Here is a 25,572-nt window from a genome sequence, read left to right as displayed (position 1 = left end):
TGTGATGACGACGCACCGCCGGGTTCTCGCCAGCCTCCCCATCCTGTTGATCGCCGTTCCTGTCCATGCGCAGGAGCCGGAGGATCAGCTTGTCCTGCTGCCCGACATGCCGCCGCCGCCGCTGGAACTCGATCTCCCGCCTTATCCCGAGTTTGTGCCCTACGTACCTGCCGGGCAGCCGCATATGGCCAAGCAGGTGCGTGCGATGCTCGACGAAGCGATGAAGACTGACGACAGCGCCGCCGTTGCCGCGATGGTGAAGTTCGCGCAGGCGACGCAGCCCTATGATAAGGACGAGATCAAGGGTCTGCACCGTGCCTACCTCGACCGCCGGGCAAAGGAGCTTGCCGCCAAGACGGAGGCAGAACTGGCGCGCATCCGCGCTTCCGGCCCGCTGGAACTGTGGAAGGGCCAGATCGAGCTGGGTGCTTTCCGTTCCACCGGCAACACTGACAACTTCGGCTTCACTGCGGCCCTCAATTTCAACCGCAAGGGTATCGAGTGGGAGCACATCGTGCAGGCCCGCGCCGATTATCAGGAAGATCGCGGCGTCGTCACCCGGGAACAATATTCCGCGAGCTACCAGCCGCGCTACACTCTGAATGACGGGTTCTTCACCTATGCGCGCACCCAGTATGAACGCGACCGCATTCAGGGTTTCGAAGATCGTTATACGCTCTCGGGCGGTCTTGGTTACCGCGTGCTCAATGGCCGCACGATGACGCTTTCGCTGGAAGCGGGTCCCGCCGTGCGCCGCATCAATTACGTGGATGAGCCTAACGAGACCACGTGGTCGGTCCTCACTTCGATCGATTTCGACTGGAAGATCAACTCCACGATAAAGTTGAGCCAGGACGCCAGCAGTTATGTCGGGTCGGACAACAGCACCTTCACCTCGCTGACCGCGCTGGAGACGGCGATGAGCAAGCGCCTCAAGGCCAAGCTGTCCTACGCGATCGAGCACGAAACCTCGCCGCCTATCGGTTCGCTTAAGACCGATACGATTTCGCGCTTCTCGCTGGTCTACGGCTTCTGATGACTGTAACGGGCGGGGCATGAAGCCCCGTTTCCAGTTCACCATCCACGCCACCGAAGGCAAGGCCCGCACCGGCGTCATCCAGATGCGCCGCGGCGAAATCCGGACGCCTGCCTTCATGCCGGTCGGCACCGCCGCCACGGTCAAGGCGATGAAGCCGCAGGACGTTCGCGCCACCGGCGCCGACATCATCCTGGGTAATACCTACCACCTCATGCTGCGCCCCGGCGCCGAGCGGATGGCCCGCCTTGGCGGTCTGCACAAGTTCATGAACTGGGACCGCCCGATCCTGACGGACAGCGGCGGCTATCAGGTTATGAGCCTGTCTGAACTGCGCAAGATTACCGAGGAGGGCGTGACCTTCGCCAGCCACATCGACGGCTCGCGCCACATGTTAAGCCCGGAGCGGTCGATGGAAATCCAGCGCCTGCTGGGTTCGGACATCGTCATGTGCTTCGATGAGTGCCCCAAGATCGACCAGCCCCGCGATGTTATCGCCCGCTCGATGGAAATGTCGATGCGCTGGGCAAAGCGCAGTCGCGAGGCCTTCGATGCCGGCGGCGATCATGCGGAATGTTCGGCACTGTTCGGTATCCAGCAGGGCGCTTTGGACGAAAGCCTGCGCAAGACCAGCGCCGACGCCTTGGCCGAGATCGGCTTCGACGGCTACGCTATCGGCGGCCTGGCAGTGGGTGAGGGGCAGGAAGCGATGTTCTCGACGCTCGATTTTGCGCCGGGCCAGCTTCCGGCAGACCGTCCGCGTTACCTTATGGGCGTAGGCAAGCCCGACGATCTCGTCGGCGCGGTGGAACGCGGGGTCGACATGTTCGACTGCGTGTTGCCCACACGCTCTGGCCGGAACGGGCAGGCGTTCACGTGGAGCGGCCCTCTCAACATGCGCAATGCCCGCCATGCAGAGGACACCGGCCCGGTCGACCCGCGCTGCTCATGCCCGACCTGCGCAACCTATACCCGCGCCTACCTGCACCACCTCATCAAGGCTGGCGAGATGCTGGGCGCGATGTTGCTGACCGAGCATAACATCTCGTTCTACCAGCAACTGATGCAGGGTATGCGTGATGCGATCGCGGAGCAGCGGTTCACAGCCTTCGCGGCTGACTTCCGTCGGGATTATTTCCGCAAGGAGTGAAGCGGAAACAGTAGAAAAATAAAGGAGGGCTAATAGCGTTACGGCCGAAATCGGGTAGGGGCGGCGAACGCGGAGGATGCGGCGCATCTCTCAGCGGCCTTCGGCGAGCGTGAAGCGGCAAGCGACATCGGTCTCTCGCTGGGCGGTCCCACGATCGCTGTCGTCCAGCCTACCAAGGGCGCGGTGACATCTTTGGTCGGTCGATTTCGTGAAAGGGGGCGGGCTAGTCCGATCCTTGCCCCAATGCGGCCGGGCAAACGAGTCGGCCGTTGATCTCGCCTACCGACAATCAACTGATCTACGCCGTTGGGATCACCAGCAATGCCACCAGGCAGATCGTAAGATTCAATCGGCAGATGTGATTGCTATCGACGGCAATTCGGCGAAGATATTCACCGCGTCTCAAACTGATCGGGCATGGACCTCGCATGTCACGAGGGTATCACATGCCGAATGGGTCGGCCTATACAATGCCGGTCTTGATCGTCCACGGCGACCTTGATCTGAATGCCGATGTGACACGGCCTAGGTTTATGGAATGCCGGCTGCGCTCCGCTGGCAATCCTTAGAACCGGTTACATTCCCGGGACTGCACCGTTCCCTGATAAACGGGAATGCACGCAATACGATGCGAAATCGCAGCGATGCATTATTGCTCATTACTAGGTCTGCTCGCAAACTGGGGTAGTGAGAGGCAGCCTGATCAAGCTGCCTCGGCCTGCTCCTGTCCGTCGGCGGCGACTTCTAGCATCGTCTCGACGTAGGCGACGAAACGGCCGGTCATTTCATCGAGGAAACCGGCGCCGATCTCGCACGCGTGGCGCTGTGCGGTCTTGAGGTCCGCATACCATTTTCCGGTGCGGTGCGGGGTGACGAAACGGTAGCGTGTCATGGTGAATGGTCAATGCCGTAAAGCTGCGGCAGTTCCCTTACAACTCACGCGAATCGTATGATTTTTTATGTCCGAAGCGAATGCAAAAAGGGCAGCCCAGCAGGACCGCCCTTTCGTATTTCGTTTTCCCCGATCAACCGGGAAAACCGGATCAGCGCGAGTAGAACTCGACGACCAGATTCGGTTCCATCTTCACCGGGTAAGGCACTTCGTCCAGCGTCGGAACGCGAACGAATGTCACCTTGTCGGTGCCGTCCTGAGCGACATAGTCGGGGACTTCGCGCTCGGGCAGGTTCTGGGCTTCGATGATGAGCGCCATTTCCTTCGCCTTCGTGCCGAGGCTGATGACGTCACCAACGCGGATGCGGCGCGACGCAATGTTGCACTTCACGCCGTTGACGCGGATGTGACCATGCGAAACGACCTGGCGAGCCGAGAAGATGGTCGGCGCGAACTTTGCGCGGTACACGACCATGTCCAGACGCTGCTCGAGCAGGCCGATCAGGTTCTGGCTGGTATCGCCCTTCATGGACGACGCTTCCTGGTAGGTGCGCTTGAACTGCTTCTCGGTCACGTCGCCGTAGTAGCCCTTGAGCTTCTGCTTGGCGCGCAGCTGGAGACCGTAGTCCGAAACCTTGCTCTTGCGGCGCTGACCGTGCTGGCCGGGGCCGTAGCTGCGGCGGTTGACCGAGCTCTTGGGACGGCCCCAGATGTTCTCGCCCATGCGGCGATCGAGCTTGTACTTCGATGCGTTACGCTTCGACATAGTCTTACTTTCCGTTCTGCTGCCGCGCTGCCACTGTGGCTGCGCGATCCGTAGTTTCCCGGGGTGCACCATCCAGCCATATTTGCACTGGATGCGGCCGCCGCTTCACCGGGGTGCGGGGCCGAATGGGCAGGCCTGCGAAACGCAGGTGCCATGTGAAGGGGTGGCCCTTAGCGGGTTGGGCCGCAGAGTCAACGACCAAGATTGCGCGCCGGTCGGTTACCGGCGGATTGCGTGGTTCGGAATGAACTTCAGGGCATGAAAGTCAGTGCTGAACCTGATCGGCGTTGCGGTTAAGGATCGTGCTTGCGCTTTGGCTGTTGTTGGCGTCGACCTGCTGCCATTGGGTTGGCGTAAGGCAAAAACGCTTGGCCATACGCGAGCCTGTTTCGCCGATCTTTCGGCATACCTTCTTTTCCGCAGCGGGTGCCGCCGCTTTGTCGACCTTTTCCTCAGCCGGAACTGGCGCCGCAATCGCGGCGACGGGCGCGGCAAGGGCAACAAACAACAAAGCGCGGATCATTACAGCGGGCTCCCGAAATAAACGGTCGCCGAATAATATGTGCGTTAGGCGAAGCTGCCAAGCCAAATACCAGCCCGATCCGGTCTAATCGCCGCCTATTCGATCGGACGCGGTTTGCGGTTACCGCCCAGAGCGCTCAGGACGCCGCGCATCGTGCGGACTTCAAGGCTGTTCCAGCCCGGCTTGGTCAGCATGTTGCGCAAGGTAAGCCGGCTGGCGTTGGCCCGGCTCTCGGGGTAGAAATACTTAGTCGGACCCAGCAGCGTCTCGAACTGGCCGATCATGCCTTCCAGCTCTTCTTGCGGGGCAGGCGGGAGGAGGTCCTCGACGGTGGGCTGGGCAAGGCCGCTCTCCACGCCTGTAGGGACACCCTTCGACCACTCGTAACTGCACAGGATCACCGCCTGCGCGAGGTTGAGCGAGGCGAACTGCGGATTGATCGGCACCGTCAGGATCGCGCGGGCCAGCGCCACGTCCTCCGTCTCCAGCCCCGAACGCTCAGGCCCGAACACATAGGCTGAGCGGCCCGGCGCGGTGTGAACCTCACGCGCGGCTTGCTCGGGCGTCACGACAGGCTTGGTAACGCCGCGTTTGCGCACCGTGGTGGCATAGACGTTGGCGCAGTCGGACACAGCATCGGCCAGAGATTCGAACACCTGCGCATGTTCCAGAACTTCGTCGGCGCCCGCCGCTGCGGGACCGGCCGACGGATTGGGCCAGCCATCGCGCGGGGTGACGAGGCGCAGTTCGGTAAGCCCGAAATTGAGCATTGCGCGCGCCGTTTTGCCGATGTTCTCACCCAACTGCGGGCGGACCAGTACGATGACCGGCTTCTTCAATTCAATTGACGCCGACATCGCGCACCGTTCCTGCAAATTCTTCGAAATCCTTCGCCTCATTGAAGGCGCGGTAGACGCTGGCGAAGCGGATATAGGCTACCGAATCGAGCTGGCGCAGGCCTTCCATGACCAGTTCCCCGATAACGCGAGACGGGACTTCGGTCTCTCCCGAAGTTTCGACCTGGCGCTGTACGCCCGAGACGAGACGGTCGATCTTCTCGCGCTCGATCGCGCGCTTGCGGCAGGCGAGGGTGACGGACTGCTCGATCTTGGCGCGGTCGAACGGTTCGCGGCGCGGTTCACCGACAGAATCGTTGCTTTTTACCACCACGATCTCACGTAGCTGCACCCGTTCAAACGTGGTGAAGCGCGCGCCGCAACTGGAACACTGGCGGCGGCGGCGGATCGCGGTGGCATCCTCGGTCGGGCGGCTGTCCTTGACCTGGGAATCGTCGTGGGCGCAAAAAGGACAGCGCATTCAGTCAGGTACTTTCAGATACGAGGCGATCATTCGGGCCGGACGCGCTTGTAGAACTTGTAGCCCGCACCTGCCGCCAGGCCGAGGCCGATCGACACGAATGGAAGAAACGCGCCCGCGACCGCGCCCACAGCGCCCCATACCAGAACCGGCTTGGTCGAGGGATGGCTGAGGCCATCGCTGAGCATTCCGGCGAGTTCCTGGCGCGCGTCGGTCACGAAATCACCAGTGTTGTTGGGGCGCTGGGGGTCAGTCATAAGGTCAGTCCTCGTAGATGGGGAAACGATCACACAGCGCTTCAACGCGCGTGCGCACGTTCTGCTCCACCTGAGCGTCACCGGATTCGCCGCACTTGGCAAGACCGTCAAGAACATCGGCGACCATCTCGCCGATCTGGCGGAACTCTGCCGGGCCGAAACCGCGCGTGGTGCCGGCGGGCGAACCCACGCGGATGCCGCTGGTCTTCATCGGCGGCAGCGGGTCGAACGGGATGCCGTTCTTGTTGCAGGTGATGCCTGCACGCTCCAACGCCTCGTCGGCGTCCTTGCCGGTCACGCCCAGCGGCGAGAGGTCGATCAGTGCCAGGTGCGTGTCGGTGCCGCCCGAGACGATCGCCGCACCGCGTGCCTTGAGTGTTGCGGCCAGAACTTGGGCGTTCTCGATGACGCGCCTGGAGTAGTCCTTGAACTCGGGACGTAGCGCTTCACCGAAGGCCACGGCTTTGGCAGCGATGACGTGCATCAGCGGGCCGCCCTGGAGGCCGGGGAAGACCGCCGAGTTGATCTTCTTGGCCAGCGCCTCGTCGTTGGTGAGGATCATGCCGCCGCGCGGACCGCGCAAGGTCTTGTGCGTGGTGGTGGTGGCGATGTGGGCGTGGGGGAAGGGCGAGGGATGCTCACCGGCCGCGACGAGGCCGGCGAAGTGGGCCATGTCGACCTGGAAGATCGCGCCGACGGCATCGGCGATCTCGCGCATGCGCTTGAAATCGATGATGCGCGGATAGGCGGAGCCACCGGCGATGATGAGCTTGGGGTTATGCTCACGCGCCAGGGCTTCGACCTGATCGTAGTCGATCAGGTGGGTGTCCTTGGTCACGCCGTACTGCACGGCGTTGAACCACTTGCCCGACAGTGCAGCGCGGGCGCCGTGGGTGAGGTGGCCGCCGGCGTCGAGGCTCATGCCCATGACGGTGTCGCCGGGCTTCACGGTCGCGAGCAGCACCGCGCCGTTGGCCTGCGCCCCCGAGTGGGGCTGGACGTTGGCGAAGCCGCAGTCGAACAACTGCTTGGCGCGCTCGATGGCGAGGGTTTCGACTTCATCCGAAGGCTCGCAGCCCTGATAGTAGCGCTTGCCGGGGTAGCCTTCGGCATATTTGTTGGTCAGCACCGAACCTTGCGCTTCGAGCACGGCCTTGGAGACGATGTTTTCCGAAGCGATCAGTTCGATCTGCTTGCGCTCGCGCTTGAGTTCGCTGCCGATCGCCTTGGCAATGGCGGGGTCGCTCTGCGCAAGAGTGTCGCTGAAGAAGCCGGGTGAACGGATGGCGGTTTCTACGGTCATGGGTTCAGGCTCCTTCAGAAGGACGGATTGGAGAGCTTCTCGACGCGGCCTGCATGGCGGCCGCCGCCGAACTCGGTGGAGAAGAAAGCGTCGAGGCAGGCCTTGGCCATGTCTTCGCCGGTCAGGCGTGCACCCATGGCAATGACGTTAGCGTCATTGTGCTCGCGGGCGAGGGCTGCCGAAAGCGGCTCACCCACCAGCGCGCAGCGGCAGGCCGGGTCACGGTTGACGGCCATCGAGATGCCAATGCCCGAGCCGCACAGGGCGACGCCGAACTGCACGGTGCCGTCGGCAACGACCGATGCCAGCTTGTAGCCATAGTCGGGGTAGTCGACGCGGTCGGCCGTCTCGGGGCCAAGATCGGCGACTTCGTGCCCGGCTCCGATGAGATATTCGCGCAAGACCGCCTTGAGGTCGACGGCGGCGTGGTCGGATGCGATCGCAATGCGCATGGAGAGCAGCTTCCTTCTCGCGAGGGATTCGTTTGCGGCTCCCTTAGTCGCGAGTTCGTCGCATGGCGAGTCTTGTAGGCAATCCTTAGCGTTCTGCGGCCTGCCGGTGCTCAGGTCATATCCTAAGCAGAGGCCGCTTAACAGTTTGCAGTGCCTTGCAACGAAAGCCTTGCAGGCGCACGGTGCGTCCTTCGGCATGGACCGGACTGAAGGGAGAAGTCATGAAGCCTTATCTCGTGCACGCGTTGAGCCTTGCCACCGTACTGGTTCTTGCCGGTTGCCTGGAAACCATGCCGGGCCCGGATCGCCCGCATCGACCACGGCCTCCCCGTCCTGAAAAACCCGCCATCTGCACCCGTGAATATGCGCCGGTATGCGCGGCGAGAGGCCGCAAGCAGGAAACATTCGGTAATGCCTGCATGGCCCGGGCGAAGGGCTTTAACGTGATCGGCCAGGGCGAGTGCAGGCGAGGCGGTCGCTAACCTGCGAATTGCCCCGGGACAACAAAAAGCCCCGCAGAAGCGGGGCTTTTGTTTTACTGATCCAGGAAAGAGCGCATCTTGCGTGACCGGCTAGGATGCTTGAGCTTCCTCAGCGCCTTCGCCTCAATTTGGCGGATACGTTCGCGTGTCACCGAGAACTGCTGGCCGACTTCTTCAAGTGTGTGGTCGGTATTCATGCCGATGCCGAAGCGCATGCGCAACACGCGCTCTTCGCGCGGGGTTAGGCTGGCAAGGACGCGGGTAACCGTTTCCTTGAGGTTCGCCTGAATTGCGGCGTCTACCGGGATGATTGCATTCTTGTCCTCGATGAAGTCTCCGAGGTGCGAATCCTCCTCGTCGCCGATCGGCGTTTCGAGGGAGATCGGCTCCTTGGCGATCTTCATCACCTTGCGGACCTTTTCGAGCGGCATCGACAGACGCTCGGCCATTTCTTCGGGCGTGGGCTCGCGGCCGTGCTCGTGGAGGAACTGGCGGCTCGTGCGGACCAGTTTGTTGATCGTCTCGATCATATGGACTGGAATGCGGATCGTGCGGGCCTGGTCGGCGATCGAGCGGGTGATCGCCTGCCTGATCCACCAGGTCGCATACGTGCTGAATTTGTAGCCGCGGCGGTACTCGAACTTGTCAACGGCCTTCATCAGGCCGATGTTCCCTTCCTGGATGAGATCCAGGAACTGCAAGCCGCGGTTGGTGTACTTCTTGGCAATCGAGATCACCAGGCGCAGGTTCGCCTCAACCATTTCCTTCTTGGCGATGCGCGCCTCGCGCTCCGCCTTCTGGACCATGTTCACGATGCGGCGGAACTCGGGCAGTGCCATGCCGGTGGCAGCCGCGATGTCCGAAACTTCAACCCGGATACGCTCGACCGGGTCTGCTTCAGACGCAGCGAAAGCGGCCCACTTCTTGTCTTTTTTCGCCATTTCCTCAAGCCAGGCGTCGTCCAGTTCGCGGCCGACGTATGTTTCGAGAAAGTCTGCGCGCTTCACCTTGTGGCGTTCGGCGAGGCGAAGCATCTGTCCGCCCAGCGTGGTGAGGCGGCGGTTGAAGGCGTAGAGGTTGTCGACAAGGTACTCGATCTTGGTCGCATGAAACTTGACCGATTCCACCTGCGCGGTAAGTTCTTCGCGCAGATGCTGGTACTGTTCTTCCTTGGTACCTGGAAAGTCGATACCCAGCGCCAGCGCGTCAAGGCGATCGGACTGGAGACGTTCGAACGTGCGGAACAGTTCGGTGATGAGCAGGAACTTCTCAAGCGCTTCAGGCTTGAGGGCAGCTTCCATCTGGGCGAGAGAGAGGGTGTTGTCCTCTTCCTCTTCCTCGACTTCACGCTTTGGGATCGGGTTGCCGTCCTCGTCGACGTCGTCGGCGGATTCCTCTTCGACGTCGTCCTCTTCCTTGAACGAAGGGCCGGCGGTCTTTTCGCTGATCTCGCCGTCGTCGCTGCTTTCCCCGTCCTCGTTCAGGCTTTCGGGCGCGGGCTCCTTGGTCAGCATCGCGTCGAGATCAAGAATCTCGCGCAGTTGCATTTCACCGGCGTTAAGGGCTTCGGACCACTGGATGATGGCATGAAAAGTGATCGGGCTCTCGCACAAGCCAAGGATCATCATGTCGCGGCCTGCTTCTATCCGCTTGGCGATGGCGATTTCGCCCTCGCGGCTGAGCAGTTCCACTGCGCCCATTTCGCGCAGGTACATCCGCACCGGATCGTCGGTGCGTTCGATGGTTTCTTTTTTCTTGTTGTCGACAACAAGACGCTGGGACACTTCTTCGCCGTCAGCATCGGCTTCTTCTGCGTCACGGTCACGGTCTTCGTCGGCCTGAGCGTCGGCATCTTCATCGCTCTCAACGATGTTCACGCCCATTTCCGAAATCGCGGACATAATGTCCTCGATCTGGTCTGTGGTCATCTGGTCCTGCGGAAGGGCCTCGTTCAATTCGTCGACAGTGATGACGCCGCGGCGCTTGGCGCGCGCGATCAGCTTCTTGATTGATCCCTCGTTGAGATCGATCAGCGGTGCATCAAGACCGTCGCTGTTGTCGCCAGTGTTGTCGTTCTTGCTCATTCTTCCGCCGTTATCCCGTGTGCCTTCGTATAATTATAATTCACGAAGACGCATGTCTTGTCGCCATGTGCCTTAGGCGACTGTCAAATTCCAGCTTTCTCTCGCGTAGCCGCTGTTGCTCCGCAAAAGTTTCGTCGGTGAATTCTCGTTCATGCCGGGCCGTTGCTGCCTGAAGCGCTGATTCGAGAACCGGTCGTTCGATCAAAAGCTGAATGGCCTGGGTCAGTTCCTCCGCCGACTTTTCGGGATTTTCGCCATTTCCGAGGAAACCGAAGCGAAATCCGTAATAGTCCGCGGGTGTGGGAGGTTCCGCACCACTTTGTCGTAATATGGCTTCAAGTCGCGCACTTTCAAGCGCTTCGCTGCCACCGCAGCAATCGATCAGCAATTCAAAACGCGGATCAAGGTCCGGGGTTCGCGCCAGCGCTTCGGCGTGACGCATGAGAATATCCGGCCATCGGATAAGCCCGGCTATCACCGCCGCAGAAAGGCCGTCGCGGGTGCCGCCTTGCTCGTGGCGCCGGTTGAGGCGGCTGATCGATTCGGGCGAGGACGGGGCGGGGGCAGGGCGGCTGTTCCATTTGCCGCCCTTCTGGCTCGAACCGCGCTGGAAGCCGCTTTGCCCGCCTCCGCCCGGCTGCCACTTGCTCTCGCGCTTCGGGAATGCGAACGCGGAGTAACGGTCCTGCACCTCGCGGCGATAGAGGCTGGCGATGTCGGGGTCCTGGATCGCATCGACATGCGCCATTAGCCGCGCCTTGAGACCGGCCTTATCCTCGGGCGTGTTGAGGGGGACGGCATCACGCTCGGCCTCCCACAGTACTTCGATAAGGCTTTTGGGTTCGCTCAGCAGCGCTTCCATGGCGCGGGCGCCCTTGGCCTTGATGAGGTCGTCGGGGTCCAGGCCCTCGGGCAGGCGAACGATGCGCAGGCTATGGGCAGGGCGCAGCAGGGGCAGGGCGCGGGTAATCGCGCGCATGGCGGCGCGCTGACCGGCCTTGTCGCCGTCGAAGCACAGGATCGGCATCTCGACATGGCGCCAGAGCATCTCGATCTGCTGCTCCGTCAGCGCGGTGCCCAAGGGGGCGACGCATTCGGCGATCCCGGCCGCCGCCATTGCGACGACGTCCATATACCCCTCGACCACGACCATCCGCCCCGATTGGCGCGCGGCGGGTGCGGCGCGGTGCAGGTTGTAGAGCGTGCGCCCCTTGTCGAATAGCGGTGTGTCCGGGGAATTCAGGTACTTGGGCGCATCGGTCTTGGTCTTTGCGAGGATACGCCCGCCAAACGCGATCACCCGGCCGCGCGCATCCTCAATCGGCAGCATCAGGCGGCCGCGGAAACGGTCGTAGGGATCGCGCTCCTCGACGGCGATGCGCAGGCCTGCCTCTATCAGCATCTCCTCCGGGAAGCGGCTGAGGGCGCCTTTCAGCGCCTGGCGGCCTTCGGGCGCGAACCCGAAACCGAAGCGCTGGATGGTGTGTGCATCAAAGCCGCGCGTATCCAAGTACCTGAGCGCGGAATTTCCTTCCGGCGACGCGAGGCTGGTCTTGAACCACTCCTGCGCGGCGGCCATCACGTCGTGGAGAGAATCGCGCTTTTCCGCCGCTTTTGCAGCGCGCGGGTCCGGTTCGGGCACGTCCATCCCTGCTTCGGCGGCCAGATCCTTGACCGCGTCCATGAAAGCCATGCCCTGATGGTCGGTCATCCAGCGGATGGCATCGCCGTGCGCCCCGCAGCCGAAGCAGTGGTAGAAGCCCTTCTCGTCATTGACGTAAAAGCTGGGCGAGTTCTCGTTATGGAACGGGCAGCAGGCCTTGTGCTCGCGCCCGGCCTTCTGCAGCCGGACAGAGCGTCCGACCAGCGCGGAAAGGGCTACGCGCGAGCGAAGTTGGTCGAGCCATTGAGGTGTAAGCACGGGGCCTGCTGCCTGTTTCGCGTCAGGCCAGCGCCGCCTTCACCCAACCGCTGGCTTTGCCCATGTCGAGTTCGCTGCCGTGGCGGGCCTTGAGCTGTGCGATGACCTTGCCCATGTCCTTCATGCCTGTGGCACCGACTTCGGCCTTGATCGCCTCGATCGCGACCTTGGTTTCTTCCTCGGATAGCTGGGCGGGCAGGAAGCCTTCGATCACTTCCAGTTCAGCCTGTTCCTCGGCGGCTTTTTCTGGGCGACCGCCCTGTTCGAACAGCTGGATCGATTCGCGGCGCTGCTTCACCATCTTCTGGAGAACGTCAATCACCAGCGCGTCGTCGTCGGGCGCGGTTTCGGCGGTGCGCAGTTCGATGTCGCGGTCCTTGACCTTGGCAAGGATCAGGCGAATGGCGGCCAGCCGCTGCTTTTCCCCGGCTTTCATGGCAGAGATCTGCGCGGCCTTGATCGAATCACGAAGCATTGTTTTTCCGGTGTCCTGACAAGAATGGGATTGCTCGTTGGAGCAGAAGCGACTTTGAAACTAGCAGGCCGCAGGGGTTTTTGCACGTCCGCGCCTTGACGCAGTGCACAACCATCTCTAGCGGCGGGTCCTTAGCAAACAACGTCTGAAAACGCCTGCAACGGAGCGACCCATCATGGCCGACGCCGCATCTTCGCTTGCGCCCAAACCTGAAGGGGCGACCGGCGTGCTTGTCCTCAGTGACGGGCACGTAGTCTGGGGCCGTGGCTTCGGCCATGTCGGTGAGTCTGTTGGTGAAGTGTGCTTCAACACCGCCATGACCGGCTACCAGGAAGTGATGACCGACCCGTCCTATGCGGGCCAGATCGTCACCTTCACTTTCCCGCACATCGGCAATGTCGGCGTGAACGACGAAGACCTCGAGTCGAAAGTCGATGGCGCCGTAGGTTGCGTGGTCCGCGAGGACGTGACGCTTTCGTCCAGCTTCCGCGCGGATGCCGAATTCGGTCCCTGGCTGGCGAGCAAGGGCAAGGTCGGGCTCTCGGGCGTCGACACCCGTGCACTGACCCGCCGTATCCGCATGGCCGGCGCACCCAACGCAGTGATCGCCCACGATCCCGAAGGCAACTTCGACATCCCCGCGCTTATCAAGCGTGCTCAGGAATGGCCTGGCCTTGAGGGCATGGACCTCGCCAAGATCGTCAGCCGCGAGATTCAGGAGGGCTGGGAAGGCTCGATCTGGACGCTGGGTGCCGGTTACGGGGCGGGTGAGGGCGATGCGCGTCCCCATGTCGTCGCCATGGATTTCGGCGCCAAGGACAACATCTTCCGCAACCTCGTGAAGGCAGGCGCCCGCGTTACCGTGGTTCCCGCCGAAACGACGCTGGACCAGATCCTTGCGCTGGAGCCTGCGGGCGTGTTCCTGTCGAATGGCCCGGGCGATCCGGCCGCCACCGGCAAGTACGCGGTCCCGGTGATCCAGTCTTTGATCGAGCGTGACGTTCCCGTTTTCGGCATTTGCCTGGGCCATCAGATGCTTGGCCTTGCCGCTGGCGCTACCACCAGCAAGATGCACCAGGGCCACCGCGGCGCCAACCACCCGGTCAAGCGCCTGGCCGACGGCGTCGTTGAGATTACCTCGATGAACCACGGCTTCGCGGTCGACAACACCAGCCTGCCGGACGGCGTGGAGGAGACTCACGTCTCGCTGTTCGATGGTTCCAACTGCGGCATCTCGATCAAGGGCAAGCGCGCTTTCGGCGTGCAGTATCACCCCGAGGCGAGCCCAGGCCCGCAGGACAGCTTCTACCTGTTCGACAAGTTCGTGGGGATGCTGGGTTGATGGCAGCCAGGGGTCAGGCTTTCGCAGCGGCGCCGGCGCCGGCGCCGTTTGCCGCATCGGCGATCATTGCCGCCGCGTTCCAGCGAGCTTTCGACCCCGCATCGCACTATGCCTATGCAGTTCGTCACCTGACAACTGCAAAGCAAGGTGCCTGAAATGACTGACCTCGTCGATCACATGCTCGCCTATTACATCGCCGGTCCCGCCGCTGACCTTTCTGTTGCGCCGCGCTTCTACCCTTACGGTGAGCTTCAGCTCATCTTCGACGACAAGGTCGCCGTGGCCGTGCGCAAGTTCGGCCCCAAGGTGCGCAAGCACTCGAAGGAAGCTGGCAAGACCTTCATCGATCTGATGATCGAGAAGGGCGCCTGGTCCACCAACGAGGGTGAATACGGCGGCTCGATGCACCAGTTCCAGGCGGACCGCTTCCGGGAAGTGATCCGCGAGGAGCAGAAGGCGAACGCGATAATTATGAAAGCCAAGGCCGAAGGACCAGCGTACTGGGACAAGGCGTTTGGCGAGTTGGTGGCTTAGGCCACCATACCGACCTATATACGACACACAGGATACACCAGGACAGCCCATGCCCAAGCGTACCGACATCTCCTCGATCCTCGTCATCGGCGCCGGCCCGATCATCATCGGCCAGGCCTGCGAATTCGACTATTCGGGAACGCAGGCGATCAAGGCGCTCAAGGAAGAGGGCTACCGGGTCATCCTGGTGAACTCCAACCCCGCCACGATCATGACCGATCCGGACATGGCCGATGCGACCTATGTCGAGCCGATCTCGCCCGAGATCGTCGCCCGCATCATCGAAAAGGAGCGTCCCGATGCGCTGCTTCCGACGATGGGCGGCCAGACCGCGCTCAACTGTGCGCTGGCGCTGTTCAACGACGGCACGCTTGAGAAGTACGGCGTCCAGATGATCGGCGCCGATGCCGATGCCATCGACAAAGCCGAGGATCGCCAGCGTTTCCGCCAGGCGATGGACAAGATCGGGCTCAATTCCGCGCGTTCGGGCGTTGCCCATACGCTGGACGAGGCGTTCAAGGTTCTTGAGAGCACGGGCCTGCCCTCGATCATCCGTCCCAGCTTCACGATGGGCGGCACCGGCGGCGGCATCGCCTACAACAAGGCTGAATTCGAGACGATCGTGCGCTCCGGCCTCGACGCTTCGCCCACCACCGAAGTCCTCATCGAGGAATCGCTGCTCGGGTGGAAAGAGTACGAGATGGAAGTCGTGCGCGATCGCCACGACAACTGCATCATCATCTGCTCGATCGAGAACGTCGATCCGATGGGCGTCCACACGGGCGACTCCATCACTGTCGCCCCGGCGCTGACGCTGACCGACAAGGAATACCAGATCATGCGCACCGCCTCGATCGAGGTGCTGCGCGAGATCGGCGTCGAGACCGGTGGTTCGAACGTTCAGTTCGCGGTAAACCCCAAGGACGGCCGCCTGATCGTTATCGAGATGAACCCCCGCGTATCGCGTTCGTCGGCGCTGGCTTCCAAGGCGACCGGCTTCCCGATCGCGCGCGTCGCTGCAAAACTGGCGGTAGGTTACACGCTGGACGAGATCACCAACGAGATCACCGGCGCCACCCCGGCCGCGTTCGAGCCGACCATCGATTACGTGGTCACCAAAATCCCGCGCTTCGCCTTCGAAAAATTCAAGGGCGCCAAGAACGACCTGACCACCGCGATGAAGTCGGTCGGGGAAGTCATGGCGATCGGCCGCAACTTCAAGGAATCCATGCAGAAGGCGCTGCGCGGTCTGGAAACCGGGCTTGACGGCTTCAACCGTGTTCCCGCGCTCGAAGGAGCAGGGCGCGACGTTATCACCGCCGCGCTTTCCAAGGCGACGCCGGAGCGTATTCTCCACGCGGCACAGGCTTTCCGCGAAGGCTTCACCGTGGAGGAAATCCACGCGATCACTCACTACGACAAGTGGTTCCTGCGCCACATCGAAGAGATCATCGCCGAAGAGGCGAAGATCCTTCAGGATGGTCTGCCGATCGATGCAGCCGGCATGCGCCGCATCAAGGCCATGGGCTTCTCGGACAAGCGCCTCGCCACTCTGGCAGTTCGTTCGGTGGGCGTCGCGGGCGGTCTGGGCGAGACCCAGGCCAAGCGCTCGGGCCTGCTGCATGACGCCCTGCGCGCCATGGCCGGCGCCACCAGCGAGAAAGAAGTGCGCCAGCTGCGCCGCAAGCTGGGCGTTGTCCCCGTCTTCAAGCGGATCGACAGTTGCGCCGCCGAATTCGAGGCGGTGACGCCCTACATGTACTCGACTTATGAGGCCCCGATCTTCGGTGAGCCCGAGGATGAGGCCATGCCTTCCGATCGCCGCAAGATCGTGATCCTCGGCGGTGGTCCCAACCGCATCGGCCAGGGCATCGAGTTCGATTACTGCTGCGTCCACGCCTGCTTCGCCCTGTCCGAAGCCGGCTACGAGACGATCATGATCAACTGCAACCCGGAGACGGTTTCGACCGACTACGACACCTCTGACCGCCTCTACTTCGAGCCGCTGACCGCCGAAGACGTGCTGGAAATCTTGCGTGTCGAGCAGCAGAACGGCGAACTCGTCGGTGTCATCGTCCAGTTCGGCGGGCAGACCCCGCTCAAGCTGGCACAGGCGCTGGAAGACGAGGGCATCCCGATCCTCGGCACTTCGCCCGACGCGATCGATCTGTCCGAAGACCGGGAGCGTTTCTCGGCGATGGTCGACAAGCTGGGTCTCAAGCAGCCGGCCAATGGCATCGCCCGCAGCCGCGACGAGGCCGTCGCCGTGGCCAACCGTATCGGTTACCCGGTGCTGATGCGTCCCAGCTACGTGCTGGGCGGCCGCGCGATGGAGATCGTGGACAGCGAGCAGCAGCTCGATGACTACATCACCACCGCCGTCCAGGTTTCGGGAGACTCCCCGGTGCTGATCGATCAGTACCTGCGCGATGCTATCGAGTGCGATGTCGATGCGCTGTGCGACGGCGTGCGGGTTGTTGTGGCAGGTGTCATGCAGCACATTGAGGAAGCGGGGATCCATTCCGGCGACAGCGCCTGCACCCTGCCGCCCTACAGCCTGCCGCCGGAGATCATCGTTGAAATGGAACGTCAGGCCGAAGCACTGGCGTTCGGCCTCCACGTACGCGGCCTGATGAACATCCAGTTCGCGGTGAAGGACGGCGAGGTCTACCTCATCGAGGTGAACCCGCGCGCCTCGCGTACCGTGCCTTTCGTCGCGAAGGCGCTGGGCCAGCCGGTCGCCAAGATCGCCAGCCGCGTCATGGCCGGCGAGATGCTGGACACTTTCCCGCCGTTCAAGCGCGACCTGCCATATATGGCGGTTAAGGAAGCGGTATTCCCCTTTGCACGCTTTCCTGGCGTCGACCCCGTACTCAGCCCCGAAATGAAGTCCACCGGCGAAGTCATGGGAATCGATGCGGATTTCCCAACTGCTTTCGCCAAAGCGCAGCTCGGCGCAGGGATGCGTCTTCCGACCGAGGGTACCGTGTTCGTCTCGGTCAAGGACAGCGACAAGCCGGTGATACTGCCCGCCATCCGCACCCTGGTTGAACAGGGTTTCCGCGTGATAGCCACGTCGGGCACGCAGAAATATCTCGCCGATGCAGGCTTGCCGGTTGAAATGGTGAACAAGGTTGCCGAAGGCCGCCCTCACATCGTCGACAAGATCGTCGATGGCGACATCGCCCTGATCTTCAACACTACCGAAGGGTGGCAGAGTCTCAAGGACTCGACCTCGATCCGTGCTTCGGCACTGACCGGCAAGGTATCGATCTTCACCACGGCCGCCGCCAGTGTGGCCGCAAGTGAAGCGATTGCGACGATTCGTGGCAGCCAACTTGAAGTGCGTTCGTTGCAAGACTACTATAGCTGAAATCGATCTTGCCTCCCCACATCGCAGCAGATCGGCCCTGACCCAATATGGCATATGCCGTGGGGCGGGACAGGAGACTATTCTTCTGAAAGGTCGGTCGAGCGTGGAGAGGCAGCAAAAGGAATTACGTTAGAATGGCAAGTATCGAAAAGCTGCCGATGCTCGCGGAAGGCTACGCAAGGCTGACCGCAGAACTCAAGGCGCTGCGTGAAGAGCGCCCTCTGATCGTCGACGCAATCGAGGAAGCGCGCGCCCACGGCGACCTCTCCGAAAACGCCGAATATCACGCGGCCAAGGAACGCCAAGGCCAAGTCGAGGCTATGGTTGCCGATCTGGAAGACAAGGTCACACGCTCGCTGATCGTTGATCCGGCGACGCTGACGAGTGACAAGATTATCTTCGGCGCGACTGTCACTCTGCTCGACGACGATGATAAGCCGGTGAAGTATCAGATCGTCGGCCCGTACGAAGCGGATGCCCGCGTCGGCCGCATCAGCTACGCCTCGCCGCTGGGCAAGGCGCTAATTGGCCGCAAGGCTGAGGAAGAGGTCGAAGTGACCGTTCCTGCCGGCGACAAGTGCTACCTCGTGCAGAAGATCGAATTTATCTGAATCCGATCTTCTGATGATACAACAAAAAAGGCCGGCATCGCTGCCGGCCTTTTTTGTTGTCTGTCGCCATTGTGTCCGGCTTCAGCGCCGTATCTCAGCCTTCGATGATATCGGGCTGGAGCAGGCGGTGCAGGTGTACGATGACGTACTTCATTTCCGCATCGTCCACGGTGCGCTGCGCGCTAGACTTCCAAACTTCCTGAGCAGACGCAAAGTCGGGATAGACTCCGACAAGGTCCAGTTCCTTGAGATCGACGAATTCGAGGCTGCGCGGGTCCTTGACCCGGCCGCCCATGACGAGGTGAAGCTTTTGCATGGGAGAGGGCCGCTTTCCTGGTTGGGGAGGAGCGGCCCCTATAATTTTAGACAGGTTACGCTGCAAGGGTTGATCGCCCTCACGGCATTCACTTTATTTGATGCTGCAAATCAATATCAGTGATAGCGATCAACGGCGCAATTTTGCGCGCGTTTTGAGGTCTTCGGCTGCATCAATCATCTTAGCAGAACGCTCCGCAGCTGTGTCGCCAAGTCGATGTGCCGCATCTGCAGCGACATCTCCCAGTTTGCTTGCGCGCTTGGCAGTGGCGCGGCTAAGCGCACTCGCGGCAGCCACTACTGCAAGGCCGTACTTTTCGAGGTTGAGCACGGCGACACCACCAGCCTTTTCGGCCTTGTCGGCAAAGACGTGTGCCTGCTTGCGGGCGCCAGCGCCGACATCAATCGCCTTTTCGCTCGCCTGTTTGCCGAGCACCAAGCCCGCTGCGCTCGCTATTTCGGCCAGGTCGACTGCTTTGCCGATCAACTTGCGGCTCGCACGGCGAGGCACCAGCCGGGCAGCCCGGCGCGGCAGCAATGCGCTGACCGCGATGCCCACCGCCACTCCGCCAGCGACGGTGATGACGGGATGGCGCTTCACGAAGGCGATTACTTTTTCAGACGGACGCTGCTCGACGGCCTTAGCGGGCAGGGTTACGACGTTCGTGCTTTTGGACGTACCCTTGAGCGCGTCAGTCTTGGAGGGATCGGTCTTGGTCACCGTGAGGCTCCTTATTGAGAGCCGAGGTCGAAGGTATCCTTGACCCAGGCCATGAGAGGATTTCGTACTAACCAAAGCATCAGGAACGCCAAGGTTCCGCCCACCGCGCCGGGATGCTCTTCGACTACGGTAACGGCCTCGTCGAACATCAGCTTGGCCTGTTCCATGGCCTCGTCAGCGAGGCGGCCGCCAATACCGCGTTCGTTGATATCGGCCTTGAAGACTTCAAAGTGGCCGTTGAATCTGGCACGCGCCGCATCGCGGGCCGCGCGGTCGGTCATGACTTGTGCTGCCAGTCTGCTCATTGCCCCCAATACCTCATCAGGTTTCGTCTTTGCCGCCGATGATCATCATCAGGCGCCGTACCCGCGATCTGGCATTCCATGCGCAGAACAACGAGACGGCAGTAAGGGTGACGGTAACTAGCGCCATTGCGGCCCAAGGCCCAATCAAGGGACCAAGCGCAATCACAGTTCCCACCACGAAGGCCATCACCGCAAAAAAGACCACGACCGTCGCGACGATCAGCAATAGCGCGATGTTGCGGGTTTCCGTGCCGACGAAGGATGCGCGCGATTTCTGGAACGCAAACTCCGCCTGCGCCAGCGTCTTGGCCTCTTCGGCGAGCTGACGCAGGTCCTGGGCGAGCGATGGATCGGCGTACCCCTCGGCAGCGACCCTGTCGGGGTGTGGCGCGAAGCTCGTATCAGTTTCCTGCATTTGCGTGTTCAGGCGCGGGGCGACTGCCCTCACTTGCCCCGAAACAGGCGAGCGAGCACGAAGCCGGTGGCTGCAGCAATGCCGATCGCCAGTCCCGGGCTTTTACGCACGAATTCGCGGGCCTCCTCGCCGATGTCTTCGAGAGACTTTTCGTCCAGCCTTGCCGCGGCGTCCTGCATCGACTTGGAAGCGGTGCGGGCATAATCGCCGTACTTGGCGCCAACCTTTTCATCGATCAGGGCGGAATTGTCATCGATCACCTTGGACAGGCCGACGATCGCCTGGCTGGCCTTGGCCTTGCCTTCGACCGCGTATTCAGCAGCCTTCACCTTTGCATCTGCTGCGAAAGTGCCAGCCTTTTCCTTGGCTTCCTCGGACTTGACCTTGGCTTCGCTGGTCCATTCATCCTTGGTCTGGCTGAATTTATCCTTGTATTCACCCGCGAGTGCCTGGGCACCGGCCTTTGCTTGCTCCACGGCTTTGGTGAAGTGATTCTTGGCGCTTTCGGTGCCGTTTCCGGCGGTGACTGTGGGGTCGACCATAATGGTATCCTTCCTTGTTCTGCCCTGGGCGCGGGATTTGATCCCTTATAAGCCATATGCGGACAGAGTAACACAACTTGCCCGTTATTGCTGCAACGCAACTTGCCACGCGAAGTTCCCCTGCTAAGACCGCCGCCAGTGGCGCGGGCTGCGCGCCCGCAGGAGGAGAACCGCCAAAATGACCGCCATCATCGACATCCATGCCCGTGAGATCCTGGACAGCCGTGGCAACCCCACGGTCGAAGTGGACGTTTTGCTGGAAGACGGCAGTTTTGGCCGTGCCGCCGTTCCCTCGGGCGCATCGACCGGAGCGCATGAAGCTGTCGAACTGCGTGACGGCGACATGAGCCGCTACCTCGGCAAGGGCGTTCTGAAAGCAATCGACGCCGTCAACGACGAAATCGCCGAACTGCTCGTCGGCAGCGACGCCGAAGACCAGCGCGACCTCGATCTCGCCATGATCGAGCTGGACGGAACCCCGAACAAGGCACGCCTGGGCGCCAACGCCATCCTCGGCGTCAGCCTCGCCGCCGCCAAGGCCGCCGCCAATGCGCGCGGTCTCCCGCTTTATTCCTACGTAGGCGGCGTTTCCGCGCATGTCCTGCCGGTGCCGATGATGAACATCATCAACGGCGGCGAACATGCCGACAACCCGATCGATTTCCAGGAATTCATGGTCATGCCGGTAGGCGCCGGTTCGCTGGCCGAAGCAGCACGCTGGGGCGCGGAAATCTTCCATACCCTCAAGAAGGGCCTGCATGAAAAGGGTCTGGCCACGGCTGTGGGTGACGAGGGTGGCTTTGCACCGAACCTTGCCAGCACGCGCGATGCGCTCGACTTCATCATGGCTTCGGTCGAAAAGGCCGGGTTCAAGCCAGGCACCGACATCATGCTTGCGCTGGACTGTGCGTCGACCGAGTTCTTCAAGAACGGCAAGTACGAGATCAGCGGCGAAGGCCTCAGCCTTTCGCCGGTCGCTTTCGCCGATTACCTTGCCGACCTGTGCGAGGCCTATCCGATCATCTCGATCGAGGACGGCATGAGCGAAGACGATTTCGACGGTTGGAAGGCCCTGACCGACAAGGTCGGCAGCAAGGTCCAGCTGGTTGGCGACGATCTGTTCGTCACTAATCCCAAGCGCCTGACCATGGGCATTGAGAAGGGCCTCGCCAACTCGCTGCTGGTTAAGGTCAATCAGATCGGCACGCTGACCGAAACGCTGGAAGCAGTCTCCATCGCCAACCGCGCTGGCTACACCGCGGTTATGTCGCACCGCTCGGGCGAAACCGAGGACGCGACGATCGCCGATCTCGCGGTCGCCACCAATTGCGGGCAGATCAAGACCGGTTCGCTGGCCCGTTCGGACCGGCTTGCCAAGTACAACCAGCTCATCCGCATCGAGGAAGAACTGGGCAAGGCGGCGCGTTTTGCTGGCCTTGGTGCTTTCGGCCGCCTCGGCGCCTGATCGCGTACAGCATGATGCGCGTGTCCGGTGCTTTTGTGGCACTGGACACCCGCTACCCTCGCGCCGATTTCCGGCCTGCCGGCGTTAGCGCGGGAGTTGAATATCCTTGGTAGCATCATCCAATCGCACGACCGACCGCGATGCGGACGCGAAGTATTCGAGCATGGCGGCGTAGCCCCGTGCGCTCAACTTGACATAGACCCGCCGCGCATCACCAGGATCTGCTTCCCGCACCAAGAGCCCCTGTTTTTCCAGTATCGCAATCCAGCGCAGCGCCGTCGTCGACGGGACCGCCGATCCGATGCATGAACTGGTCACCGACACCCGGCGGCGTTCCTTGGCGGCGATGAACAAGTCCAGCAGGATGTCCCAGGCGGGTTCGCCGAACAGCTCCTCCGACCGGAAGATCTTGGTGCGTCGGCGTCTGTCTTCATAAGCCTGGCGCGCCAGTTCAACCCAGATCGGGTGGTCTTGGCTAGCCGCAGGCTTCCCGCCTTCGCGTGCGTCTCCTCCTACATACAGGGATTCGGGAATGGCGGAGGAGCTTTCGCCGATTTCCAGTTCGCGTGCCATTGCGAGTAGTTCGTTGGCTATGCCGATCAACCGAATCGCTTTCGCGCGGTTGCGCATCAACTGGTCCGTGTTCTCCATTGAATAGCGTCACCAGTCGCAGGCCGCGCGACTTTGAAAGTGCAAATGATCCGCGCGGCGATTATTTCCAATGTGGCGAGAAAAGCTGCGTTTATCCGGGGTAATTATCCGGATGGTTTCGCAAGTCTGCTTCGTTCACCACGGATACAACCATAAGCAGTCATCCGCACGGGCGTCTTGCCTAGCCTAATCCGTATCGGATGCTTTGCGTGGGAGGTTGAACTCCCGACATAGCGATACGATCGCCGAGTCGAGATGGGCGGCTGCTACCAGCGCTCCCAGTGATTCCATGTCGATCAGGCGTGCTTCAAGCTCCGCCAGTAGCGATTTCGCATTTTCGTCCTTGTTCACCCAAGTGTTCTCCAACGGGTAAGGGGATATCCCCATACCGGGGCCCGGAACCCCCGAGCCTTGGTTAGCGACCCCGCCATTTCGGATGGCGTAGATTATCTTTAGAGATATCTCCATTTTAGATCAAAATTGGAGACAGCTGCATTGCGACTACATCAATCCGGAGGATTGAAAACCGCAAATTTGACAATGTCCTAGATGTGAACATTTCATCAGGAGCGAATTAGCATTGCCGAATTGCGCAAAGATGAACGATTTCGATTTTAGTTAGGGCTACGTAGACAGGTATTAGTATAAATACTTACGATGTTAGAGACCGTTTGAAAATGCGCAGAAGGGTGCATTTTGAATGCGACACCAGCCCACTCCCCCATCCGGCCACCCATAGAATACTGCCGTTGGGTGGCCGAGTGGGGGAGTGGGCTGGTGCGGCAGAATGGGCAAAGCCCATTCTCAAACGGTCTATTAGATGCAAAAAGGCCACCGCTCTGAAATTGGCAGCGCTGGCCTTTTTTGGGAATCGGGGTGTCAGGCGCCGAAGCGTTCCTTCAAATCGTAAAGGGCGACTGCTGCGCGCGCGGCTTCGCCGCCCTTGTCCTTCTGCGTAGAATCAGCGCGCACGGACGCCTGATCTTCGTTCTCGACGGTCAGGATGCCGTTGCCGATCGCAATGCCGTCCATGGTCAGAGCCATGATGCCGCGCGCACTTTCGCCCGCGACGATTTCGAAGTGGTAAGTCTCGCCGCGGATGACCACGCCGATGGCGACGTAGCCGTCATAATCGCCGGTAGCGTCGGCGAGTGAGATGGCCGCCGGGATTTCCAGCGCGCCGGGGACAGTGATGACCTCAGCCTTGTGCCCGGCAGCCTTGAGCGCAGCCTTGGCGCCGGCGATCAGCATGTCGTTGAGGTGGTCGTAGAAGCGGGCTTCGACGATGAGGAAACGGGCCATGGTCAGTTCGATCCTTCGATGGTGTCGACGATGGGACGTTCGCCGACGATATTCAGCCCATAGCCTTCCAGCGCGACAAGGGAATGGTGTGTGTTGGTCAGCAGGACCATGTCGTGGATACCAAGCTCCGCCAGGATTTGCGCGCCGACGCCGTAATCGCGCAGTTCCTCAAGGTCCGGGGTGCCGCCGGCGCGGAACTCCTGCTTGATGTCCATCACCTTGGACATCAGCTTGTTCATGGGCCGATTGATGACGACGATGACGCCCGTTCCTTCCTCGGCGATCATGTTCATCGAGCGCTGGAGGAGTTCGGAGCGGTCGCCGGTGTCCTCGCCGAAAATGTCGGCGAAGAGGGAAAGCGTGTGCATGCGCACCAACGTGGGCTGGTTGGGGTCGATGCGCCCCTTCACCAGCGCCACGGTTTCGTCACCGGTTGCGCGGTTGAAGTACGAGCGTGCGATCCAGTCGCCGCCATTGCGCGAATGGAACGTGATTTCGTTGCGCTTCTCGATCATGCGGTCATGACGGCGGCGATAGGCGATGAGGTCGCGGATCGTGCCGATCTTGAGGTCGTGCATGCGGGCGAACCCGACCAGATCGTCCATGCGGGCCATCGTGCCATCATCGCGCATGATCTCGCAGATCACGCCCGAGGGATTGAGCCCGGCGAGGCGCGAGATGTCCACGGCAGCTTCGGTGTGCCCGGCGCGTACCAAAACGCCGCCGTCGCGGGCGCGCAGGGGGAAGACGTGGCCGGGCGTGACGATATCGTCGCGAGTCTTGGTACCGTCGATGGCGACGGAGATGGTGCGGGCGCGGTCACCGGCGGAGATGCCCGTGGTGACGCCCTCGCGCGCTTCGATCGACACGGTGAAGGCGGTTTCGTGGCGGGTGCCGTTGTTGCGGCTCATGAGGTCCAGGCCGAGTTCGTCGGCGCGCTGGGTGGTGAGCGTTAGGCAGATCAGGCCGCGGCCGTGCGTCGCCATGAAGTTGACGGCGGCGGGAGTCGCCATCTGAGCGGGGATTACGAGGTCGCCCTCGTTCTCGCGGTCCTCATCGTCCACCAGGATGAACATGCGCCCGTTGCGGGCTTCGTCGATGATCTCTTCTATGGGCACCAGCACTTCGCGGTCGTCATTGGCGAACAGGACGCGCTCAAGTTTACCGAGGGTTTCGGAGGTAGGGTTCCAGTCAGGCTCGGTGCAGTCGCGCAGGGTGTTGGCGTGGAGGCCTGCGGCGCGGGCGAGACCGGCCTTGCTCATGCCGCCCTCGGAAATAAGCTTGCGCACCTTGTCGATCACATCGGTAGCCATTGAAATGTCCATTCGCACATTACGA

Annotated in this window: 29 protein-coding genes; 9 read left to right on the top strand and 20 right to left on the bottom strand. The window is 61.6% G+C overall.

Annotated elements, in window-relative coordinates:
• Nucleotides 1–4: 4 nt before the first annotated feature.
• Nucleotides 5–1,036, top strand: a complete 1,032-nt coding sequence (locus V474_RS04335) for a DUF481 domain-containing protein (protein WP_059150769.1) — start codon at nucleotides 5–7, stop codon at nucleotides 1,034–1,036.
• 19 nt (nucleotides 1,037–1,055) lie between these two features.
• A complete protein-coding gene (gene tgt / locus V474_RS04330) occupies nucleotides 1,056–2,186 on the top strand; it encodes a tRNA guanosine(34) transglycosylase Tgt (RefSeq protein ID WP_059150269.1) in 1,131 nt (376 codons plus the stop codon).
• A 703-nt stretch (nucleotides 2,187–2,889) separates the two neighbouring features.
• Here the strand turns inward: tgt and V474_RS04325 are convergent.
• From V474_RS04325 to rpiB, 8 genes are all read right to left on the bottom strand, one after another.
• On the bottom strand, nucleotides 2,890–3,078 hold the full coding sequence (locus V474_RS04325) for a hypothetical protein (protein ID WP_059150268.1): 189 nt from the start codon (nucleotides 3,076–3,078) through the stop codon (nucleotides 2,890–2,892).
• 151 nt (nucleotides 3,079–3,229) lie between these two features.
• Entirely contained in the window at nucleotides 3,230–3,844 is a 615-nt protein-coding gene (rpsD, locus tag V474_RS04320) for a 30S ribosomal protein S4 (RefSeq protein ID WP_059150267.1), read from the bottom strand.
• A 265-nt stretch (nucleotides 3,845–4,109) separates the two neighbouring features.
• Nucleotides 4,110–4,367, bottom strand: a complete 258-nt coding sequence (locus V474_RS04315) for a hypothetical protein (RefSeq protein ID WP_059150266.1) — start codon at nucleotides 4,365–4,367, stop codon at nucleotides 4,110–4,112.
• A 95-nt stretch (nucleotides 4,368–4,462) separates the two neighbouring features.
• Nucleotides 4,463–5,224: an RNA methyltransferase gene (locus tag V474_RS04310; protein WP_059150265.1), complete on the bottom strand. Its 762-nt coding sequence runs from the start codon at nucleotides 5,222–5,224 to the stop codon at nucleotides 4,463–4,465.
• A complete protein-coding gene (nrdR, locus tag V474_RS04305) occupies nucleotides 5,208–5,684 on the bottom strand; it encodes a transcriptional regulator NrdR (RefSeq protein ID WP_059150264.1) in 477 nt (158 codons plus the stop codon). Before nrdR ends, V474_RS04310 begins: the two co-directional genes overlap by 17 nt.
• A 29-nt stretch (nucleotides 5,685–5,713) precedes the next feature.
• The gene (locus V474_RS04300; RefSeq protein WP_043972965.1) at nucleotides 5,714–5,941 is read right to left on the bottom strand and encodes a hypothetical protein; all 228 of its coding nucleotides are present in this window, start codon (nucleotides 5,939–5,941) and stop codon (nucleotides 5,714–5,716) included.
• A gap of 4 nt (nucleotides 5,942–5,945) precedes the next feature.
• Complete coding sequence (glyA, locus tag V474_RS04295; protein WP_059150263.1) at nucleotides 5,946–7,244, bottom strand: serine hydroxymethyltransferase; 1,299 nt, start codon at nucleotides 7,242–7,244, stop codon at nucleotides 5,946–5,948.
• A gap of 14 nt (nucleotides 7,245–7,258) precedes the next feature.
• Nucleotides 7,259–7,696 (bottom strand): ribose 5-phosphate isomerase B, encoded by a 438-nt coding sequence (rpiB, locus tag V474_RS04290; RefSeq protein ID WP_059150262.1) that lies wholly within the window; start codon nucleotides 7,694–7,696, stop codon nucleotides 7,259–7,261.
• A 221-nt stretch (nucleotides 7,697–7,917) separates the two neighbouring features.
• On the opposite strand from rpiB, the gene V474_RS25460 reads away from it, so the two are divergent.
• On the top strand, nucleotides 7,918–8,178 hold the full coding sequence (locus V474_RS25460; RefSeq protein WP_148649276.1) for a hypothetical protein: 261 nt from the start codon (nucleotides 7,918–7,920) through the stop codon (nucleotides 8,176–8,178).
• A 53-nt stretch (nucleotides 8,179–8,231) separates the two neighbouring features.
• On the opposite strand, the gene rpoD is transcribed toward V474_RS25460, so the two are convergent.
• From rpoD to V474_RS04275, 3 genes are read right to left on the bottom strand one after another with little or no spacing between them, the layout of a single operon-like run.
• Nucleotides 8,232–10,262: an RNA polymerase sigma factor RpoD gene (rpoD, locus tag V474_RS04285; RefSeq protein ID WP_059150261.1), complete on the bottom strand. Its 2,031-nt coding sequence runs from the start codon at nucleotides 10,260–10,262 to the stop codon at nucleotides 8,232–8,234.
• 40 nt (nucleotides 10,263–10,302) lie between these two features.
• Entirely contained in the window at nucleotides 10,303–12,183 is a 1,881-nt protein-coding gene (dnaG, locus tag V474_RS04280; protein WP_059150260.1) for a DNA primase, read from the bottom strand.
• A 22-nt stretch (nucleotides 12,184–12,205) separates the two neighbouring features.
• The gene (locus tag V474_RS04275) at nucleotides 12,206–12,658 is read right to left on the bottom strand and encodes a GatB/YqeY domain-containing protein (protein ID WP_059150259.1); all 453 of its coding nucleotides are present in this window, start codon (nucleotides 12,656–12,658) and stop codon (nucleotides 12,206–12,208) included.
• 175 nt (nucleotides 12,659–12,833) lie between these two features.
• Between V474_RS04275 and carA the strand changes: the two genes are divergently transcribed.
• The 5 genes from carA (at nucleotide 12,834) to greA (ending at nucleotide 18,518) form a co-directional block, all read left to right on the top strand.
• Nucleotides 12,834–14,000 (top strand): glutamine-hydrolyzing carbamoyl-phosphate synthase small subunit, encoded by a 1,167-nt coding sequence (gene carA, locus V474_RS04270; protein WP_059150258.1) that lies wholly within the window; start codon nucleotides 12,834–12,836, stop codon nucleotides 13,998–14,000.
• The gene (locus tag V474_RS26070; RefSeq protein WP_169795003.1) at nucleotides 14,000–14,155 is read left to right on the top strand and encodes a hypothetical protein; all 156 of its coding nucleotides are present in this window, start codon (nucleotides 14,000–14,002) and stop codon (nucleotides 14,153–14,155) included. Before carA ends, V474_RS26070 begins: the two co-directional genes overlap by 1 nt.
• A gap of 1 nt (nucleotide 14,156) precedes the next feature.
• On the top strand, nucleotides 14,157–14,534 hold the full coding sequence (locus V474_RS04265) for a hypothetical protein (protein ID WP_059150257.1): 378 nt from the start codon (nucleotides 14,157–14,159) through the stop codon (nucleotides 14,532–14,534).
• A 49-nt stretch (nucleotides 14,535–14,583) separates the two neighbouring features.
• On the top strand, nucleotides 14,584–17,907 hold the full coding sequence (gene carB, locus V474_RS04260; protein WP_059150256.1) for a carbamoyl-phosphate synthase large subunit: 3,324 nt from the start codon (nucleotides 14,584–14,586) through the stop codon (nucleotides 17,905–17,907).
• Between the two features lie 134 nt (nucleotides 17,908–18,041).
• Nucleotides 18,042–18,518: a transcription elongation factor GreA gene (gene greA / locus V474_RS04255; RefSeq protein ID WP_043972988.1), complete on the top strand. Its 477-nt coding sequence runs from the start codon at nucleotides 18,042–18,044 to the stop codon at nucleotides 18,516–18,518.
• Nucleotides 18,519–18,612: 94 nt separating this feature from the next.
• Here the strand turns inward: greA and V474_RS04250 are convergent, their stop codons facing one another.
• The 5 genes from V474_RS04250 to V474_RS04230 form a co-directional block, all read right to left on the bottom strand.
• On the bottom strand, nucleotides 18,613–18,834 hold the full coding sequence (locus tag V474_RS04250; RefSeq protein WP_059150255.1) for a DUF4170 domain-containing protein: 222 nt from the start codon (nucleotides 18,832–18,834) through the stop codon (nucleotides 18,613–18,615).
• 129 nt (nucleotides 18,835–18,963) lie between these two features.
• Nucleotides 18,964–19,554 (bottom strand): hypothetical protein, encoded by a 591-nt coding sequence (locus tag V474_RS04245; protein ID WP_059150254.1) that lies wholly within the window; start codon nucleotides 19,552–19,554, stop codon nucleotides 18,964–18,966.
• Between the two features lie 11 nt (nucleotides 19,555–19,565).
• Nucleotides 19,566–19,835: a hypothetical protein gene (locus V474_RS04240; protein ID WP_236710636.1), complete on the bottom strand. Its 270-nt coding sequence runs from the start codon at nucleotides 19,833–19,835 to the stop codon at nucleotides 19,566–19,568.
• Between the two features lie 40 nt (nucleotides 19,836–19,875).
• On the bottom strand, nucleotides 19,876–20,274 hold the full coding sequence (locus V474_RS04235) for a phage holin family protein (protein WP_059150252.1): 399 nt from the start codon (nucleotides 20,272–20,274) through the stop codon (nucleotides 19,876–19,878).
• Nucleotides 20,275–20,303: 29 nt separating this feature from the next.
• A complete protein-coding gene (locus V474_RS04230) occupies nucleotides 20,304–20,816 on the bottom strand; it encodes a hypothetical protein (RefSeq protein ID WP_059150251.1) in 513 nt (170 codons plus the stop codon).
• 178 nt (nucleotides 20,817–20,994) lie between these two features.
• Between V474_RS04230 and eno the strand changes: the two genes are divergently transcribed.
• Nucleotides 20,995–22,281, top strand: coding sequence for a phosphopyruvate hydratase (gene eno, locus V474_RS04225; RefSeq protein ID WP_059150250.1), 1,287 nt, complete (start codon nucleotides 20,995–20,997; stop codon nucleotides 22,279–22,281).
• An 84-nt stretch (nucleotides 22,282–22,365) separates the two neighbouring features.
• Here the strand turns inward: eno and V474_RS04220 are convergent, their stop codons facing one another.
• The 4 genes from V474_RS04220 to ribB form a co-directional block, all read right to left on the bottom strand.
• A complete protein-coding gene (locus V474_RS04220) occupies nucleotides 22,366–22,932 on the bottom strand; it encodes a helix-turn-helix domain-containing protein (protein WP_059150249.1) in 567 nt (188 codons plus the stop codon).
• A 186-nt stretch (nucleotides 22,933–23,118) separates the two neighbouring features.
• Nucleotides 23,119–23,283 (bottom strand): hypothetical protein, encoded by a 165-nt coding sequence (locus tag V474_RS04215; RefSeq protein WP_236710633.1) that lies wholly within the window; start codon nucleotides 23,281–23,283, stop codon nucleotides 23,119–23,121.
• Nucleotides 23,284–23,811: 528 nt separating this feature from the next.
• Nucleotides 23,812–24,234: a 6,7-dimethyl-8-ribityllumazine synthase gene (gene ribH / locus V474_RS04210; protein ID WP_059150248.1), complete on the bottom strand. Its 423-nt coding sequence runs from the start codon at nucleotides 24,232–24,234 to the stop codon at nucleotides 23,812–23,814.
• Between the two features lie 2 nt (nucleotides 24,235–24,236).
• The gene (gene ribB, locus V474_RS04205) at nucleotides 24,237–25,547 is read right to left on the bottom strand and encodes a 3,4-dihydroxy-2-butanone-4-phosphate synthase (protein WP_059150247.1); all 1,311 of its coding nucleotides are present in this window, start codon (nucleotides 25,545–25,547) and stop codon (nucleotides 24,237–24,239) included.
• Nucleotides 25,548–25,572 lie beyond the last annotated feature (25 nt).

This window comes from Novosphingobium barchaimii LL02, from assembly GCF_001046635.1.
GTDB lineage: Bacteria > Pseudomonadota > Alphaproteobacteria > Sphingomonadales > Sphingomonadaceae > Novosphingobium > Novosphingobium barchaimii.
The sequence above is the reverse complement of the archived record's forward strand: the minus strand, read 5'-3'. Positions and strand labels throughout refer to the sequence as shown.

Bases quoted from the DNA above. Each gene is read 5' to 3' on its own strand.
- V474_RS04335 (WP_059150769.1), top strand. From the start codon at position 5: ATGACGACGCACCGCCGGGTTCTCGCCAGCCTCCCCATCCTGTTGATC.
- tgt (WP_059150269.1), top strand. From the start codon at position 1,056: ATGAAGCCCCGTTTCCAGTTCACCATCCACGCCACCGAAGGCAAGGCC.
- V474_RS04325 (WP_059150268.1), bottom strand. From the start codon at position 3,078: ATGACACGCTACCGTTTCGTCACCCCGCACCGCACCGGAAAATGGTAT.
- rpsD (WP_059150267.1), bottom strand. From the start codon at position 3,844: ATGTCGAAGCGTAACGCATCGAAGTACAAGCTCGATCGCCGCATGGGC.
- V474_RS04315 (WP_059150266.1), bottom strand. From the start codon at position 4,367: ATGATCCGCGCTTTGTTGTTTGTTGCCCTTGCCGCGCCCGTCGCCGCG.
- V474_RS04310 (WP_059150265.1), bottom strand. From the start codon at position 5,224: ATGTCGGCGTCAATTGAATTGAAGAAGCCGGTCATCGTACTGGTCCGC.
- nrdR (WP_059150264.1), bottom strand. From the start codon at position 5,684: ATGCGCTGTCCTTTTTGCGCCCACGACGATTCCCAGGTCAAGGACAGC.
- V474_RS04300 (WP_043972965.1), bottom strand. From the start codon at position 5,941: ATGACTGACCCCCAGCGCCCCAACAACACTGGTGATTTCGTGACCGAC.
- glyA (WP_059150263.1), bottom strand. From the start codon at position 7,244: ATGACCGTAGAAACCGCCATCCGTTCACCCGGCTTCTTCAGCGACACT.
- rpiB (WP_059150262.1), bottom strand. From the start codon at position 7,696: ATGCGCATTGCGATCGCATCCGACCACGCCGCCGTCGACCTCAAGGCG.
- V474_RS25460 (WP_148649276.1), top strand. From the start codon at position 7,918: ATGAAGCCTTATCTCGTGCACGCGTTGAGCCTTGCCACCGTACTGGTT.
- rpoD (WP_059150261.1), bottom strand. From the start codon at position 10,262: ATGAGCAAGAACGACAACACTGGCGACAACAGCGACGGTCTTGATGCA.
- V474_RS04275 (WP_059150259.1), bottom strand. From the start codon at position 12,658: ATGCTTCGTGATTCGATCAAGGCCGCGCAGATCTCTGCCATGAAAGCC.
- carA (WP_059150258.1), top strand. From the start codon at position 12,834: ATGGCCGACGCCGCATCTTCGCTTGCGCCCAAACCTGAAGGGGCGACC.
- V474_RS26070 (WP_169795003.1), top strand. From the start codon at position 14,000: ATGGCAGCCAGGGGTCAGGCTTTCGCAGCGGCGCCGGCGCCGGCGCCG.
- V474_RS04265 (WP_059150257.1), top strand. From the start codon at position 14,157: ATGACTGACCTCGTCGATCACATGCTCGCCTATTACATCGCCGGTCCC.
- carB (WP_059150256.1), top strand. From the start codon at position 14,584: ATGCCCAAGCGTACCGACATCTCCTCGATCCTCGTCATCGGCGCCGGC.
- greA (WP_043972988.1), top strand. From the start codon at position 18,042: ATGGCAAGTATCGAAAAGCTGCCGATGCTCGCGGAAGGCTACGCAAGG.
- V474_RS04250 (WP_059150255.1), bottom strand. From the start codon at position 18,834: ATGCAAAAGCTTCACCTCGTCATGGGCGGCCGGGTCAAGGACCCGCGC.
- V474_RS04240 (WP_236710636.1), bottom strand. From the start codon at position 19,835: ATGACCGACCGCGCGGCCCGCGATGCGGCGCGTGCCAGATTCAACGGC.
- V474_RS04235 (WP_059150252.1), bottom strand. From the start codon at position 20,274: ATGCAGGAAACTGATACGAGCTTCGCGCCACACCCCGACAGGGTCGCT.
- V474_RS04230 (WP_059150251.1), bottom strand. From the start codon at position 20,816: ATGGTCGACCCCACAGTCACCGCCGGAAACGGCACCGAAAGCGCCAAG.
- eno (WP_059150250.1), top strand. From the start codon at position 20,995: ATGACCGCCATCATCGACATCCATGCCCGTGAGATCCTGGACAGCCGT.
- V474_RS04220 (WP_059150249.1), bottom strand. From the start codon at position 22,932: ATGGAGAACACGGACCAGTTGATGCGCAACCGCGCGAAAGCGATTCGG.
- ribH (WP_059150248.1), bottom strand. From the start codon at position 24,234: ATGGCCCGTTTCCTCATCGTCGAAGCCCGCTTCTACGACCACCTCAAC.
- ribB (WP_059150247.1), bottom strand. From the start codon at position 25,547: ATGGCTACCGATGTGATCGACAAGGTGCGCAAGCTTATTTCCGAGGGC.